General features: G+C 46.5%; 13 protein-coding genes. 10 read left to right on the top strand and 3 right to left on the bottom strand.

Going from position 1 to position 17,011, the window contains the following annotated elements:
• Window positions 1-17 precede the first annotated feature (17 nt).
• Window positions 18-1,502, top strand: a complete 1,485-nt coding sequence (gene pdxR, locus J2T19_RS25980) for a MocR-like pyridoxine biosynthesis transcription factor PdxR (RefSeq protein WP_307221118.1) — start codon at window positions 18-20, stop codon at window positions 1,500-1,502.
• On the opposite strand, the gene J2T19_RS25985 is transcribed toward pdxR, so the two are convergent.
• On the bottom strand, window positions 1,499-2,125 hold the full coding sequence (locus J2T19_RS25985) for a TetR/AcrR family transcriptional regulator (RefSeq protein WP_307221121.1): 627 nt from the start codon (window positions 2,123-2,125) through the stop codon (window positions 1,499-1,501). The two genes, pdxR and J2T19_RS25985, sit on opposite strands and share 4 nt — an antisense overlap.
• Before the next feature lie 388 nt (window positions 2,126-2,513).
• On the opposite strand from J2T19_RS25985, the gene J2T19_RS25990 reads away from it, so the two are divergent.
• Together J2T19_RS25990 and J2T19_RS25995 are read left to right on the top strand one after the other, a co-directional pair.
• A complete protein-coding gene (locus J2T19_RS25990; protein ID WP_307221123.1) occupies window positions 2,514-4,736 on the top strand; it encodes an MMPL family transporter in 2,223 nt (740 codons plus the stop codon).
• Window positions 4,737-5,027: 291 nt separating this feature from the next.
• Complete coding sequence (locus J2T19_RS25995) at window positions 5,028-5,981, top strand: nucleoside hydrolase (RefSeq protein WP_307221126.1); 954 nt, start codon at window positions 5,028-5,030, stop codon at window positions 5,979-5,981.
• 170 nt (window positions 5,982-6,151) lie between these two features.
• On the opposite strand, the gene J2T19_RS26000 is transcribed toward J2T19_RS25995, so the two are convergent.
• Window positions 6,152-6,895, bottom strand: a complete 744-nt coding sequence (locus J2T19_RS26000) for a DUF3105 domain-containing protein (protein ID WP_307221129.1) — start codon at window positions 6,893-6,895, stop codon at window positions 6,152-6,154.
• Window positions 6,896-7,298: 403 nt separating this feature from the next.
• The gene (locus J2T19_RS26005; RefSeq protein ID WP_307221131.1) at window positions 7,299-8,228 is read right to left on the bottom strand and encodes an MFS transporter; all 930 of its coding nucleotides are present in this window, start codon (window positions 8,226-8,228) and stop codon (window positions 7,299-7,301) included.
• Window positions 8,229-8,641: 413 nt separating this feature from the next.
• Here J2T19_RS26005 and J2T19_RS26010 point away from each other — a divergent pair, with 413 nt between their 5' ends.
• The 7 genes from J2T19_RS26010 (at window position 8,642) to J2T19_RS26040 (ending at window position 16,716) form a co-directional block, all read left to right on the top strand.
• Complete coding sequence (locus tag J2T19_RS26010; RefSeq protein ID WP_056701897.1) at window positions 8,642-8,986, top strand: Na-translocating system protein MpsC family protein; 345 nt, start codon at window positions 8,642-8,644, stop codon at window positions 8,984-8,986.
• Between the two features lie 435 nt (window positions 8,987-9,421).
• Window positions 9,422-10,492 carry an ABC transporter substrate-binding protein gene (locus tag J2T19_RS26015; RefSeq protein WP_307221180.1) on the top strand — a complete coding sequence of 357 codons (1,071 nt, stop codon included), beginning with the start codon at window positions 9,422-9,424 and terminating at the stop codon, window positions 10,490-10,492.
• A gap of 61 nt (window positions 10,493-10,553) precedes the next feature.
• Window positions 10,554-11,492, top strand: coding sequence for a nucleoside hydrolase (locus tag J2T19_RS26020; RefSeq protein ID WP_307221134.1), 939 nt, complete (start codon window positions 10,554-10,556; stop codon window positions 11,490-11,492).
• 544 nt (window positions 11,493-12,036) lie between these two features.
• A complete protein-coding gene (locus tag J2T19_RS26025; protein ID WP_056701902.1) occupies window positions 12,037-12,858 on the top strand; it encodes an ABC transporter permease in 822 nt (273 codons plus the stop codon).
• Between the two features lie 4 nt (window positions 12,859-12,862).
• Entirely contained in the window at window positions 12,863-13,654 is a 792-nt protein-coding gene (locus J2T19_RS26030; protein WP_307221137.1) for an ABC transporter permease, read from the top strand.
• 18 nt (window positions 13,655-13,672) lie between these two features.
• Window positions 13,673-14,731, top strand: coding sequence for an ABC transporter ATP-binding protein (locus J2T19_RS26035; protein WP_307221139.1), 1,059 nt, complete (start codon window positions 13,673-13,675; stop codon window positions 14,729-14,731).
• Between the two features lie 185 nt (window positions 14,732-14,916).
• Complete coding sequence (locus tag J2T19_RS26040; RefSeq protein ID WP_307221141.1) at window positions 14,917-16,716, top strand: adenine deaminase C-terminal domain-containing protein; 1,800 nt, start codon at window positions 14,917-14,919, stop codon at window positions 16,714-16,716.
• Window positions 16,717-17,011 lie beyond the last annotated feature (295 nt).

Raw genomic sequence — 17,011 nt, forward strand, 5'->3', positions numbered from 1 at the left:
ATGAGGTGTATGAAATCATGAAGCAAATGCCGACGTTGGAGGAGGATACGAGTAGACCCGTCTACGTTCAACTCTCGGATCATATCAAACGGGAGATTATGCGCGGTGAATTGGCTGAGGATGCCAAACTACCTTCCATTCGTAAACTGGCCGAAATGCTGGGAATCAGTTCGACTCCAGTGGAATGGGCATATCAGCAATTGATTGCAGAAGGATATGTGTACAGCCAGCCACGTAGAGGCTTTCGTGTACGAGCTTTGATGGATGGTTACGGGGCGATTCAGCTTCCAATGGATAACAAGCTGCATCATAGGATCATGCCGGAGCAGCCCCAGTATCCGGATACGGATCAGTCTGCAATTCGCCCAATCAAGAATATGGCGTATGACTTTCATATGTCGCGTAATGACTTTAGTCTATTTCCGTATGCCAAGTGGCAGCAATATACGAATCGAATCTGGCGCGAAGAGGCGGATGAGTTGTTGTTTTATGGTGATCCCCAAGGAGAATCGGGGTTACGATGTGAGATTGCCAACTATCTTGGACAGTTCAGAGGTGTGAGATGTTCACCAGAACAGATTGTGGTGGGTGCGGAGCAGCATTTGTTAATGACGTTGCTTGTACAAACGTTACTTAAGCTTAAGCTGGGTAGTGTGCATTCGATCGGAGTTGAACGTCCTGGTTATCGCTTGCTGCCGGGTACATTCCGTCATTACGGTTATCAGGTTGTGCCCATTCCACTTGATGAGGAAGGCCTGGATCTCACAGCATTGGAACGTGCGGGAGTGAAGCTAGTGGGTGTGTCGCCCTCCCATCAATTCCCGATGGGCATGACGATGCCCATTGCGAGAAGATTAGCATTGCTGGATTGGGCGGAGCGTGAACAAGCATACATCATTGAGGATGATTATGACGGCGAGTTTCGATACCATGGACGTCCGATTCCATCGATGCAAGGATTGCGCGAAGATAGTCGTGTGATCTATATGGGTGGTTTCTCCCAAGTGCTTGCCCCTGCCTTATGTGTGCACTACATGGTGCTTCCAATGGAATTAATGTGTAGCTTCCGAGAGATGTACCGAGACGTCCTGTTTGAACAGTCGACTTCACGGTTCATCCAGCGGACGTTAGAAGTATTCATGCGTGAAGGGGAGCTTGGCAAGCATATCCGCAAAATGCGAAACCTCTACAAACGAAAACATGATCTTCTCGTTCAATCCATACGCAGACATTTTGGCGAGCAAGCTGAGATTAGCGGACAGAATGCGGGCTTTCATCTGGTATTGCGCATTACGTCATCTCAAACAGCCACTACGTTGGTACGTGCAGCGGCTGACAAGGGTGTACAAGTGAGTTCCACAGAGTATCTATGGGGAGAAGCTGGCAGTCCGAAGGATAGCAAAAAGGAATTTATCATTGGTTTTGCTGGCATGGATGTAGCCAAGATCGATATGGGTATTGAAGCTCTCGCGAAGGCGTGGGATTGTTCTCGCTCATACTAGTCCTCTTGAAGAACAGCACCATTCAGAAATAGAGCAACCAATTGCTGCGCAAGCTCTGCAATATTTGCATGCATGTTGCGTACATCTTCCCGATTCGCAAGCATAAGCAGGGACGTAAATGCATGAGCGAGCAGCATGGAGTTGGCAGGGCGTAGGTAACCATGATCCATTTCTCGCTGAAAATGTACAGCCAGCACCTCATAGATTTGTATCTCCGCCCCGCGGATCTGGGCGAGTTGTTCTTCGTTCAGATACGTTTCGGCTTCGCGCATCATCGTTTCCGTATCAATATGAAATTGCTCCATCTTCACCTCGGCTACATTCTCAAGCCGTTGCCGCAGCGATCCGGGCTCATCTAGCCGACGTGCGGTCTGCTGCATCGCCATAGCCATCATACGTGTGATGGCTGTCGTGAACAGCTCCGGTTTGCTGGAGAAGTGGTAATAGATAGATGCTTTGGTTACCTGACATTGGGACGCGATCTGTTGCAGGGATATAGGTTCATATCCATGTTCCATAAATAGCTTGGATGCCGTCATCAGAATTTTCGACTGAGTTGATGCTTGATCAGAGCCAGCTTTTGGTCTGCCTGGTGAACGGGAATTACGTTGTTTAGAATTCATTGTGTATACCTCTTTTTACGTAAATTGTTACTGTTTAAAATTGTTCATAAATTAAGTATTGCAAAATTAACCTTCCGGTATATATAATTAATTCGATTATACAATGACCCACGGTTCATTTCTATAATAAGTTCTTTTTAGATTGAGCTAATATTTACACCAGAACGGAGAGGACAGAAATAATTGAAGAAGCGAAGCTACAAGCTTTCTGTAAGAAAGCTACATGGGAAGCATAAGCTCGCCTGTATCACGGGATTTTTCCCTTTTGAGAAGGGAATCAAAAAAATCTGGGGATAACAGCGATCGGAACATTATTCTGTCATCGAAGTGGCTAGTGTAAATAGTTTAGATCAATCTATATATATCAGGATAGGGAGATGAAAAGACAATGCAAGAAGGTTCGGGATACGGCCGCTGGGTTGCTGGCAAACGGAGTAAGTGGGTAACACTTCTGGTATGGATCATCATAGCGGTAGTACTCGGTCTAGTTTGGCCGGCTGTGAATGATCGGGAAACGAATAATGCTCAGGATCTGAGCGATTCCAAACCATCTGTTCAAGCTGCTGCAGTAGCTCAGAGAGAATTCCCTGGCGGGGAAGGCTTGCCAGCATTGATTGTATGGCATCAGGCTGGTGGACTCACGGATGAACATATTAAGCAGATTCAAGCGCTGACAGAGCGACTGGATCAAGACCCTGTGGAAGAGCAGCAAGCGGTCGTACCGCTATATCAGTTGCCACCACAGGCAATTCAAGGGCAACTGTCCGAAGATGGTAGCACGCTTGTTATGCCGCTCTTCTTCAACGAAGGAGCCGATGCGGAGCAGCTGGAGAAGGGCATCGATGCACTGAAGGAGAAAACGGAAGAAATCTTCGGAGTGAACCCGTTTGAAGTTGCGGTTGATGATACAAGTTCACTCAGCGCACGCGTTACAGGGCCAGTTGGTATATCGATTGATGCCAGCGGATTATTCTCTTCTGCTGACGTATCGCTGCTCATTGCAACAGTCATACTCGTACTTGTGTTGTTGTTACTGATATATCGTTCCCCGGTACTTGCGATTATTCCAATTATCGCAGTAGGGTTCGCATATATGGTGACCAGTCCGATTCTGGGATTCATGGCAGATCAGGGATGGATCACTGTTGATGCGCAGTCTATTTCAATTATGACGGTACTCTTATTCGGAGCGGGAACGGATTACTGCCTGTTCATGATCTCTAGATTCCGTCAAATTCTCTACCATGAGCCGGACAAAAAGAAAGCTCTTTTCCAGGCAATCACGGGTTCATCCGGTGCCATTGCCATGAGTGGTTTCACTGTTGTTGCGGCCTTGCTTGTACTGTTACTTGCTGAATATGGGGCATATCACCGTTTTGCCGTACCATTCAGTTTGTCCATCTTCATCATGTTTATTGCAAGTCTAACGCTGGTTCCAGCCCTACTCGCTATCTTCGGTCGTGGGTCGTTCTACCCGTTCATACCGCGTACACATGAGATGGAAGTAGAACGTGCTAAGAAAAAAGGCAAACCAGCTCCAGCTCCACGCAAAGTGAAAGAAAGCTGGATCGGGCGTACAGTTGTTACGAAGCCATGGACTGTGCTGGCAGTAACTCTGGTACTCCTGGGTGGACTAGCGGTGTTCTCTACACAGATTAAATTCACATATGACTTGTTATCTTCCTTCCCGGAAGATGTTCCTTCTCGCGAAGGCTTCACCGTTATTGGAGAACAGTTCTCCCAAGGTGAATTGGCTCCAGTGAAAGTTATCATTGATGCTGAGGGTCAAGAGACGGATCTTCAATCCAAACTTGAAGCACTCGATTATGTAAGCAAAGTTGGCGATGCCCAGCAGGGTGCGGAAAATGCGAACATTACAGCCTATGATGTAGAGTTCAATCTGAATCCGTACTCCATGGAAGCCATGCAGCACATTCCTGATTTGCGAGCTACTGCTGAGCAGGCATTGACAGATGCGGGAATATCGAACGCCGACACGCACGTATGGATTGATGGCCAGACGGCTGAGCAATATGACATTGAAGTAGCTGGAGAGCGCGATGCTAAGATCATTATTCCAGTGGTCATCGGCATGATTACATTGTTATTGCTGTTGTACCTGCGTTCTGTAGTCGCTACAGCATATCTGATTGCAACTGTCGTTCTATCCTTTTTCTCAGCATTGGGACTGGGTTGGCTTATTATCCATTACGGTCTTGGCGCCGATGCCATTCAGGGAGCAATTCCACTGTATTCCTTCGTATTCCTTGTGGCACTAGGTGAAGACTACAACATCTTCATGATCTCAAGCATCTGGCAGAAACGCAAAACGATGCCGCTTCGCCAAGCCATTAAGGAAGGTGTAAGCGAGACAGGATCGGTCATCACCTCTGCAGGTCTGATCTTGGCAGGAACGTTTGCGGTACTCGCAACACTGCCGATCCAGGTATTAGTGCAGTTCGGGATTATTACGGCTGTAGGCGTTATGCTGGATACGTTCCTGGTGCGTCCATTCATGGTACCGGCAATTACAACATTGCTTGGCAAATGGGCGTTCTGGCCAGGCAAGTATGTTCCGATTGCGGAGAAACAGGAAGAGAAGCAGGTCTAGTCTCTCTATCCTATGATTCGGTTATATAGCATGGATGGCGGTTACGATCTAACCGCTGTCCATGTTTTTTTGAAATGATAAATAGGTTTTGTCCAGTTTCTATCACGGAATCTGTGATGGAATGGTGGAACTGTCAAATATGCGGTAGATCTAAGGGCGAGTAGTCTTCTCTTTGGGCAGGAAGGTTTACGTACACACAAGTTTTGGGACATAATAGAGTGAACGTTGGTCTAGAATGGGCCGAATGTAATCAACATCAATGAGACAACCAGGGGAAGGATGAAAGCTAGCATGACGAATCAACTTAATGTGTATTTTAACCATGACGGCGGTGTGGATGACCTCGTATCGCTGTTCATGCTTCTGCAGATGGACAATGTGAATGTGACCGGGGTATCTGTTATTCCGGCAGATGGATATCTGGAGCCGGCAACGGACGCCAGCCGCAAAATCATCGATCGTTTTGGAACATATTCCGTAGAAGTGTCCAAGTCGAATTCAAGAGGGAAAAACCCATTCCCGGCAGCATGGAGATTGCACTCCTTCTATGTAGATGCACTTCCAGTATTGAACGAGTCGGGCAAAATGGAAGCTCCATTGTCCGCCCTTCCTGCACATAAGCACTTGATTGAGAAGGTTCGCAATACAGAAGGCAAAACATTGCTTCTGTTCACTGGGCCGTTAACTGATCTTGCACGTGCGCTGGATGAAGCACCAGATATCGAAGAGAAAATCGACAAGCTGGTGTGGATGGGCGGTACGTTTGAAAAGGGTAACGTCGAAGAGCCAGAACATGACGGTACAGCAGAATGGAACGTATTCTGGGATCCAGAAGCAGCATATCGTGTGTGGGAAAGCGGTATTCAGATTGATCTAGTTGCACTCGAAAGCACGAACAAAGTGCCTCTCACTCCAGCAGTTCGTAACCGCTGGGCAGCAGAGCGTCGCTTCGAGGGTGTGGACTTCTTGGGTAACTGTTATGCAGGTTGTCCTCCACTGGTGTACAGTGAGACGAACTCCACGTATTATCTGTGGGATGTACTGACAACAGCTTCCGTAGGTCGCGAGGATATCGTGAAGAAGAAAACGGTGAACTGTATCGTGATCCCAGACGGACCCAGCCAAGGTCGTACTGTAGAGCAGGCAGATGGACGTCCCGTACAATTGGTGTACGATACGGATCCAGAAGCATTCTTCACATATATGACGGATCTGGGTAAAAAAGCTGCTCCGCAGCGTTATTAATCCAGTCAGCCGATAGGCTAGACTTGATCTAGACGTAATAAGCCGCTTCACTGAGAGGAGAACATTCCTATCTCTGCGAAGCGGCTTATTTGCATTCAGGCACCGGCTTCTAAGTGATGTCTAAGTGAACCACCAAGTGGCGTACCAAGTGAAACTTACCGGATACACATCTACATCGTTCCTCCGCCTTGGCGAATCGAGGCTGGGATCTTTTCTGGTCCTTGATTGATATATTTTTGGATAAAAGCACCTACCTTCGCATCATCAAACGTGGCAAGTTTCATTGTCTTCGTCCAGGCGGTCACAATGACCTCGCTGCCTTCGGGAATGTCCTTGTTAGGAACGGCAAGAATTCCTGCCCCTGCTTCACGAAACTTGGTCAGGTACTTCAGATGCTCTTTGAGCTCGTCGCTCGCATTTTCACGATAATAAATAATGATATCCCCATGCTCTAGATTGTGCACCAGATAAGGATAACCAGGGAAGTTGGTATAGAAACCAAACTTGATATCATGTGGATTATGAGGCCCAGAGGTCGGAATGGTCATCTCATAGTTAATTGGGTCTTCCGTATGGCTAGCCCCATAATAAGGGTCATCCGTCACATCAATGGTGGCATTGGCGTTCAGATCAGCAATATTGTATTTGTTGAATGCGCCCTGCATGAAGAAGAGAGCGATTACCACGATGGATACTCCGAGCATAGCGTGCGCTGTGATCCGAATGGTTCGACTTTTCTTTTTCACAATGGCTCGCTCAGCCTTCTTCATATGGGCGACGATGGAGCCTTGCGTGCGTGAAGCCCAGACGTAGGCGACGATAGACAACAACAGAATGACTGCGCCGATGATGAGCCACAGGTAGGATGTACCCGCCTCGTGATTCATCTGCATGTGATCCATATGTGGATCCATAAATATCCTCTTCTTTCTTCGTTAAAATAAAATCATTAGCCATTAACACTACAATATGTAGTGTTAATGGCGTTACACATGCTATTTCCGATCCATTACACAAGGAAGTATCGCAGATTAGATGTGAGAACGAAAGGTGGATGGGCATCCTCCTTAGCTGTCCAATACGTAAATAAAACCATATCTAATTTACACTACACATTATAGTGTAAGCATATGAATCGTGCAATCTTTGTGCGAGATACATGACATGTTTTTCAAAGTGAATTCAAGTTTCAAGTTCATCCTATGTCCTGTTCCACAGTATAGTTGCTCTATAGCTTATAACAAAAAGGCTCTCGTTGCCTAAGCAAGAGAACCTTTCGGAATGTCATATTGATGATCAATTACTTCGAGTTGACGACTACATACGCCAAAACGATGAGTAGAACAGGCTCAGGATGCTAAGCAATGTCTCCAAGAGCAAACGATATACGACATAGACTAGCACGATGTTCGCAATGAGCACCGTATAGATGCTGTCGATTGCAGCTTTGGAACGATTCAATGGATATTGGAACACAACCGCATTCATGCCTACAATGACAATGATATAAGCAATCGCGACAAAATACAGTGAGAAGGAGAAGGAAATGATCGTGAACACGTTCGCCAGAACGAGTGCAGCCACTGCAGGAACCAATAATGCGCCGTACTGGGCTACGAGTATTTTGGGACGGAACGTAAGCTTCTCTACTTTCAAAATGATATACATTAAGGCTACTGCAATAATTAGCATGATGGCTGTAAGCAAGAGAGGTCTGATGAACCCACTTACGAATATGCCGGGAATTTCCATAGAGCTAAAGGCAATTAAGAAGTATGTAGAGGATAAAACTGCGATTAAAGCCATAGTCAACCATCCATTGAATGAATGCTGTTCACCAACGCTCTTCATCGCTTGGTAAGGACGAACAAGAACGCTAAGGAAATAAGATGCATATTGTTTGCTTACTTCTTTGGCTTGCTGAACTTTCTCATTTTGCATCATGTTGTTCCATTGATTGTTCTGTGGATCACCGGACGCCTGATTTTCGGTAGTCTGCGCTTGTTCTTGCGGTTGCCGAATTGGCATGGGTGTTGATGTGTTCGAGCTGGAATCCTGAGGTGCATGATTAGGAGAGTCTTGTTTACTGGACCAACGCGTATATTCGGACTCCGATGCAGCAGCAGATTCGTGATCTGGTGAAGTGCCAGCAGGGGAAGAAGTCGAAGCAACCTCGGTTAGGTTCGATCCGCACCTCTCGCAAAAGCTAGCATTTCCATTTTCATGATTACATACTGGGCATTTCATGATATAAGCCTCCATTTCATTTATTTAGACATTTTGTCTTATTTTAAGGGTTAATGTGGAAGTTTGTCCATGACTTCCATTGAATTCTACAAGGGATTTATGAAAATGAAGTTTGTATTTATGATCATATTTAGCTCTGACTCTGTTTATGTCCGTCGTAAGTATAATGGTTCTTTTCTGTAGCGAATGTAATGGATAGAATACGTAGTATGCGGGCATACTTTTACCACTTCAATCCTTTGTTAAGTCACGTTAAGTACAGATATAAATACGTTTCAATTCATGTAATGTTCGCTTTTATGAGATATTTGTAGGTGAAGTTCATCTTTTGGGTTGCTCAATACAGAACATTTATGTATAATCAGACGTGTTAATACGTTTAATGTACGGTAGTAAATGATGTAGGTGAGTTCATGGAACTGCTGGACAGTAATGAGAGCAAGAAGAAGATGTGCCAATACTATAATGAAATTTCGAAGGAACTATTCGGCTTCGGGACAACTCTCCTGAGAGTAACCGTAGATCAGAATATTGTTACCTTCTTCGCGAAGCACCGACGTTCGCCGCGTTCTGACGCCCTGGAAGGGGAGGCCCCCGGCTTGAAGCTGGAAGTGGACTTCCGCATGTCTGTCTTATATAAGAAGAAATTCAGGGAGAAGTTAGAGCAACACATGGGTTTGCCAATTGAAGCTGTTTTAAGGGATTATGATGCGTCCACGCAATGGGCCATTACCAATGTGATTTTGGAGCAAGCATAGATGGATTACCGGGATATCCCTGTTGATGCATACAATTATTGCGTCTGAGATTCATATGGATTCTGACAATTTCATACGATGGCGTCTGTCTTTGGATTGATTCTGGAGCAGAAACCGATGATGTACCGGCTACGGGTGTCGCTTTCCTTTGTTTACGAAGAAAAGTGTTCTTGTTCACACAAGAATGCTTTTCTTTTTGTTTTTTTAGTTGAATTAGCCATTCATAACACAAATGCTCCGAAAACAGAAAACCTTTCGATCGTCGTTATCCCCCGATTCCTATGAATACTCTTGCTGGAGGCGGAATCTGGTGATAAATACGAACGCTTTGCTTCTTCAGGTCCTTTCTGATTTCTTCGTTAAATGTGTTATCAAACTAATTCAACTTCATAAATTGCGTTATAAATCACACATATCAGGGGGATTAAGATCATGATGAAAAAATGGATTAGTGGTTTGGCGACAGTAGCGATGACTTCGGTATTACTTGCAGGTTGTGGCAGCAGCACGGATGATGCAGCAGGTGGATCAGGTACGGGGGGAACAGCACCAACGAAACTCGTTATCTCCACATGGGGTTTCTCGGAAGACTTCTTCAACCAAGAAGTATTTGGCCCATTTGAAAAAGAGCATAATGTGGATATCGTGCTCGAAGTCGGCAATAACGCAGAACGCTTGAACAAAATCCGTCAGGGTACATCCAGCGTAGATGTGATCTATCTGTCTGACTACTATGCACAGCAAGGAATTGACGAAGGCCTGTTTGAGAAAATTGACCGCTCCAAAATTCCGAACATCAATGATATTTATGAAATTGCCCAAGCTCCACTTGGTGAAGATTACGGCCCTGCGTACACCGTTGGACAATTGGGGATTGCGTATAACCCAGACATGGTTGCCAGAGAAGTTACTTCTTGGAGCGATCTGTGGGATCCCGCTTTTGAAAATAACCTGACGATTCCGAACATTACAGCAACCGCTGGCCCAATGGTATTGGATGCAGCCTCCCGTGTTGCAGGCAATGATACGTTTAATGAAGATGCTGCATTTACGAAGCTGAAAGAGCTTAGCGGGAATGTCGTGAAATTCTACACGCAAACTTCGGAGTATGTGAACATGTTCTCCCAAGAAGAGATTGCAGGCGGACCGATCATGGAGATGTACTTCAAAGATTTGAAAGCAGCTGTGCCTAATGCAAAGTTCGTAACGCCTAGCGAGGGTGCTTATGCCGTTATGAATACAATCAACGTAGTTAAAGGCAGCAAAAACAAAGAACTTGCAGAAGAATTCATCAACTGGCAGCTCAGTCAGGACGTTCAAGCGAAATCAGCTAAAGCTAAAGTGGATTCTCCAGTAAACACAAAAGTAGAACTGAATGCTGAAGAAGCAGAAGGTGTGACTTACGGAGCCGATGTAGTTGAGAAGCTGAACAAGCTGGATATGGAGTTTGTTAACCAACAAGCTAAAGGCTGGACAGATCGTTGGAACCGTGAGATTGCTCAATAATTGTAATAAATAAGCTAAACGTACAAGCAACTATATACCACAGCAAAGGAGTGGAGTGTAGATGAGTAAAGCTTCTAATCCCATCATCTTGGATGTAGATACAGGCATTGATGATGCGCTGGCGATTCTACTGGCTGTCAAAAGTCGGAAGCTAGACATTCTCGGTATTACGACCGTTTGCGGTAATGTATCGCTAGAGCAGGCAACGGAGAATACGTGCAAAATATTAGAGCTGGCAGGTGCGCCTGCCATTCCGGTGATTGCTGGAGCTGCGGGTCCGCTGACCCGGAAGTCTCATTATGAACATCGCGTGCATGGTCAAGACGGATTGGGCGGTGCGCTGCCTGATCCGGCCGTGTCCAAGCAGGCAGACCCAGGATTCGGCCCAGACTTTATCGTGGAGCAGGCTAAATTACATCCTGGTGAACTCACTCTGATTATGACGGCACCACTTACGAATTTGGCACTAGCGCTTATTAAATGTCCGGAGCTACCTTCTTTATTGAAGGAAGTCATCTTCATGGGTGGCGTTGTGCGGGGTCACGGCAACGTGACACCAGTAGCAGAGTACAATACGTACGCCGATCCTGAGGCTGCACGCATCGTCGTGCAGGCAGGAATCGAGAAGCTCACACAAGTCGGATTGGATGTTACACGCCAGACGTTGCTGAATGAAGAAGCTATTGCACGGTTAACTGATCCCGTGCTGCGCGATTATGTAGCACAGAGTACAGCGATTTATATTAAACGGTACGAAGAAATGAATGGTGTACGAGCATGTGCGCTGCATGATCCACTGGCTGTTGGCGTAGCACTCGCTCCGGAACTGGTTGGACGCAAGTCGTATTACGTGGATGTCGAAACCGCAAGCCGTTTGTGCGACGGTCAGATGGTGTGTGATTTCCAAAACCGTTTGGGTGAGCAGCCCAATACCCTCGTCTGCGAAACGGTAGATGCGGAAAGTTTCCTAGAACTGTTTATCAACGCATTAAATTCGTAAATATAGAGGTTGTTCAAAAAATCCGCTTTTGATTACGAAGGATGCCTGTCGGCATCTCGGCGCCCGATATGGGATTCAGCCGAAATAGGTAGATGCTTACGAAGGTTGTTTCCTTTGGAAACAATGTAGTTGCTCACGTAGGTTTGCCTACGCTCCGCTACTTCATTTCTATCTTCATCCCATCTTCTCGGTACTGAAAACCGGATTTTTTGAACTCGTAAATATTTTTATCCAATGAGGAAAGTTAAGTTCAATATTAAAATAAGTTCTTAACTTGATTCCCGCCTTGTGGAGGAGACGAAATCGATTCTGAAGAAGCGAAGCCCTCGCCTAAAAGCTTTCTGTCAGAAAGCTACTTCGGAAGCATACGCTATCCCCGGATTATACCCTTTAACAAAACATCAAAATAAATCTGGGGATAACAGCGATCGGAAGAACGATTCGTATCCGGAACGACTGGTGCGACAAACGTAGAACGTTATTTACGAAATGTACACCAATGAAACGTGGGAATATAACCATTTTAAAAGTCAGGAGTAGAACGATGAAAAAATCAGTAATCTACTGGCTATTGCTGCCGGGATTCATATTTTTGGCGGCATTCATGATCATTCCGATTGTCCTGACGATCGGGTCGACCTTTTTTCAGGAAAACTCCTTCACGTTTGAAGGATACATGCATTTTTTCAGAGACCCTTACTTTTTGAAAATATTGCTTACCACCCTGCAGGTCAGTGTGGTCACCACGATTGTCTGCGTGGTGCTCGGATTTCCGACAGCTTATTATATTTCACGGAAAGCGCCGCGCCGCAAAGGCATTTTGCTGGCACTAGCGATATTCCCACTCTTGACGAGCCCGGTTGTGCGCTCGTTCAGCTGGATGATTATCCTTGGACGTAAAGGGCTGATCAACAACGCACTCGTTGGTCTGGGGATCGTGGACAAGCCGCTGGATATTTTGTACACGCCGGCAGCGATGATGATTGGTCTGACACATCTGTTCTTGCCGCTCATGATTATTTCCTTGGTCGGCGTACTGGAGAACATTGATGGTGACCTACTCAAAGCAGCTCAAAGCTTAGGTGCATCCCGCTTCACTGCGTTCCGCCGAGTTGTCTTCCCACTGGCTGTGCCAGGGCTTGTCATCGGAGCCGTGCTTGTATTTGTCGGCAGTCTGACGGCATATACAACGCCTGCCCTCCTTGGAGGCAAACAGCGGGTAATTGCCACGTTCCTGTATCAAAACGCCATGACTCTCAACGACTGGTATCTGGCCTCAGTTGTTGCCGCGATTATGATTGTGATTACATTTGTCGTGGTCGGTGTCATGAACAAAATGGCCAAAACTTTAAATCCGAAGGGGTAGACATATGCGGGAGAAACATATCGGGCTGGGCCTGTTCAGTCTGCTGGTCTTTATCTTTCTGCTGGGCCCGCTTCTGATCATATCGGTCACTTCGTTTGAACCGGGAACGGTACTCAAATTCCCACCGGAGGGATTCTCCTTCCGCTGGTACGAAAATATTTTTAACACAGGCGGTTTCCTCCGCACATTCCAGACGTCCATCATGATCTCTCTTCTAGGGAACTTGCTGGCACTGGTGCTAGGGATTCCTGCTGCGTATGCACTCAGTCGTTACGACTTCAAAGGCAAGTCGGTATTAAATGCGGTCTTCCTATCGCCGGTATTGATTCCGGGCATCGTGCTTGGTTTTACGTTAATGAAATATCTCATCGTAATCTATCATCTTCCCATGTACCTGGGATTGCTGATTGGACACACGATTATTATGCTTCCGTTTATCATTCGTGTTATTGCTTCAAGTCTGTCGAGCTTTGATTTTGCAGTGGAGGAAGCGGCACTGAGTCTGGGTGCGGGACGTCTAAGAACGTTCTTTCAGGTGGTGCTGCCTAACATTCGCTCCGGTATTCTCGCGGCGGTGCTGATTGCCTTCCTGGAGTCGTTCAACAACGTGGATATTTCCGTGTTCATGACTGGACCGGGTGTGAGTACATTGCCGATTCAGATGCTGACGTACGTGGAGAATTATTTTGACCCAACGATTGCAGCCATTTCCGTGCTGCTGATGGTACTGACAGGACTCTTAATTTTCGTGATCGAACGGATCATGGGCGGATTTTCATACTTTACTAAACGTTAATAGGAGGCGCAGAACGCTATGGCATTGCTGACACTAGACCACGTATCCGTGGCATACGATAAGCAGACAATCCTGAAGGATTTTCAGTTGGAGCTGGAAAAAGGTAAGCTGCTCTCCCTGCTCGGACCGAGCGGTTGCGGCAAAACAACTACGCTGCGCCTCATCGCCGGATTCCTGGAAGCATCACAGGGGAAGTTTATGTTCGGCGGCAAGGATTATACGAAGGTTCCGGTGAACAAGCGGAACTTCGGATTTGTATTTCAGAGTTATGCGCTGTTCCCGCATCTGTCTGTCTATGACAATGTGGCCTTCGGCCTGCGGATGCGCAAGGTGAAGGACAAGGATATCTCCTCACGTGTGATGCGCATCCTTGAAGTGGTTAACTTGATTGGATTCGAGAAACGCTTCCCGACAGAACTGTCCGGTGGACAGCGTCAACGTGTGGCGATTGCCCGCGCACTGGTGATTGAACCGGATCTGCTTCTATTTGATGAACCCCTTAGTAATCTGGATGCTAACCTGCGGCTCAACATGCGGGTCGAGATTCGCCGGATTCAGCAGGAGCTTGGCATCACTACGCTCTATGTGTCTCATGATCAGGAAGAGTGTTTCTCGATTTCCGATCAGGTAGCGATCATGAACAAAGGCGTGGTTGAGCAGCTCGACCGCCCAGAGACGATTTTTAAATATCCGGCAACGGAGTTTGTAGCACGCTTTATCGGATTCCATAACTTTATTGAGTTTGCAGATCGCACGGATGCAGGGGATATGATTACACTGCATGCCGGAGGCCGTACGTTTAATGCTACTGCACATCCGGGTACGGCTCGTGCCGGTGCTCGTAAAGGCGCGATCCGCCCGGATGATCTGATCGTGAGTGGAGAAACATCCGCGGATCTTGCAAATGCATTGCCAGGCATCGTGAAGGTGAGTACGTATCTCGGTCGTAGTTACCAGTATGTCATTGAGACGGAACTTGGCGACTTCACAGCCAACCAAGAGATGGAGACGCCTTATCTTAGCGGACAGCGAGTAAGTCTTATTTTCCCACAGGATAAACTTGTGCTGGTGGAGTAGTCATTGAATGTAATCGACAGCAACAGGAAGTAGAGCAGCAAAGAAGGCATGTTGTGCAGTGAATCCGGTTGGGGCAAGGTGTACCGTAGGTGCGGAACTGTAGCTAGTCGTGCAGTGCAGCACGTTGCAGGTGGACTGCTCATCCGGATCACGCTGAAATGCCTGTGAAGAAGGAGATTATGCCGATGCGTGCAGATCAACTAATTGTGAATGTAAATGTGTATAACAGTTATTATAAAAGATTCGAACAAAATAACGTCGCTGTATTGGACGGTCGATTCCTATATATCGGTTCAGGTGGATCGGAGCTCATTAACGCGGATGAAGTCATCGATGCACGAGGGCGTTATATGATTCCAGGATTGATTGATATTCATCTGCACATTGAGAGTACGATGGTAACGCCAGCTACATTTTCACACGGACTGATCCGCTCTGGGGTGACTTCCATTGTGCCTGAACCACATGAGATGGCTAATGTGTTCGGTCTGGAGGGTGTACAGGAGATGATGGCGGCAAGTCGGGAGACGCTGGTGGACATGTTCTATGCGATTCCAAGCTCTGTGCCGGCGACTCCAATGGAAACAACAGGTGGTTCCATCGAGATCGAAGATATGGATACATTATTGGCAACGGGAGAGATCATCTGTCTGGGTGAGATTATGAACTATGTGGATGTCATTCGCGACCCGGACTGCAAAACCAATCAGATTCTTCGCCACATTCGGAAGAACTACCCCGAGCTTGTTATTGAGGGGCATACACCGAAGCTACTAGGTCTGGATCTACACCGACTCATTTATGCTGGGGTTGATTCGGATCATACACATCAGAGTATTGAGGGATTACAGGCTCGTATTGCTGCGGGGATGTTTATTGAAATCCAAGAGAAATCCATGACACCAGAAGTGATGGAGTATCTGATTCAGCATGATGTGAAGGAGCATTTCTGTTTTGTAACAGATGATGTGATGCCGGACAGTCTGGTGGAGAAAGGGCACTTGGATCATCTTGTGCGAAAAGCGATTCGGATGGGTATGCGTCCAGAAGACGCAATCTACGCAGCCACATTTACTCCTGCAGCTCGGATGAAAATGACGGATCGTGGCATTATTGCACCAGGTAAAGTAGCAGATTACGTGTTAGTGTCCGATCTTGAAAAGGTGCATATTGACCAGGTCTACAAAAAAGGTCGTAAGGCTTACGATGATTACGAATCGTATAAGCAAGAGCGAACAAGTGGGCAGTTCCCGGCTCATTTCTACCAAAGTGTAAAATTGAATCAGCTTGGTGAAGAGGACTTTGCGATTCGTTTATCCGATCCCAAAGTTAGTGGATCAGAAGCAGGTACGGATAGTGTTCTAGATGCTGTTCAGGCAGAAGACACACCGAAGGCGAATGAAGACCATGATGGTGAATCTTCGTACCCATGCCGGGTGATGATGGTGAAGGACGGCTCAACCTTTGTCGAGGAACATATTGCGCAGATACAGGTAGCGGGAGATGAGCTCTTGTGGGAAGAGAGTGAATATGGACAGATTGCCACCTTTGAGCGTTATGGGGTGAACGGTAATCATGCACATGGTCTGATTGGTGGAGATACGATTAAACGCGGTGCCATCGCGACAACGTACTCCCACGATAATCACAACCTTCTCGTCGTTGGACGTAACCGTCAAGATATGATTATCGCAGCTAACAAGGTGATTTCGAGCCAAGGGGGATTCTGCGTCGTTGAGGATGGCAAAGTGCTCAGTCATCTGGAGCTTCCGGTGGGTGGCATTCTGACCGAGGAACCGCTGGCTGTTGTATCCCATCAAGTGAAGGAATTACGGGCTGCAATGTTATCGCTCGGTTATGTGCATTATAATCCGATTATGTCAATTAGCACCCATTCCCTTGCCGTGAGCCCAGCGCTCAAAATTACGGATCACGGGCTGATTGATGTGAACGCAGGTAAGGTTGTACCACTGATCGTGCAATAGGGATTGTTCGAAAATCCGTTTCTAAATATAAAAAAACCAGTGAATCAGCATCGAATATGAAATTCATTTGAAGCTTAGTAACTGGGTTCTGAGGAATATACAAAAAGGTAAGTGCATGGTAGAGAGAATACAGTGTACTTACCTTTTTTGACGTCCATGTATGATAAGATGATATCTATAATTCGGATGTAGAACTCTGAGCGGTTCTCATTTTCCTGAGCTTTATGGCATAGTATACTGATCTTACGGCACTACCCATCATTGGTATGGCAATGAGTACATAGTTGAATGTTGA

Source organism: Paenibacillus tundrae, from assembly GCF_030812775.1.
GTDB classification, from domain to species: Bacteria; Bacillota; Bacilli; order Paenibacillales; family Paenibacillaceae; genus Paenibacillus; species Paenibacillus tundrae_A.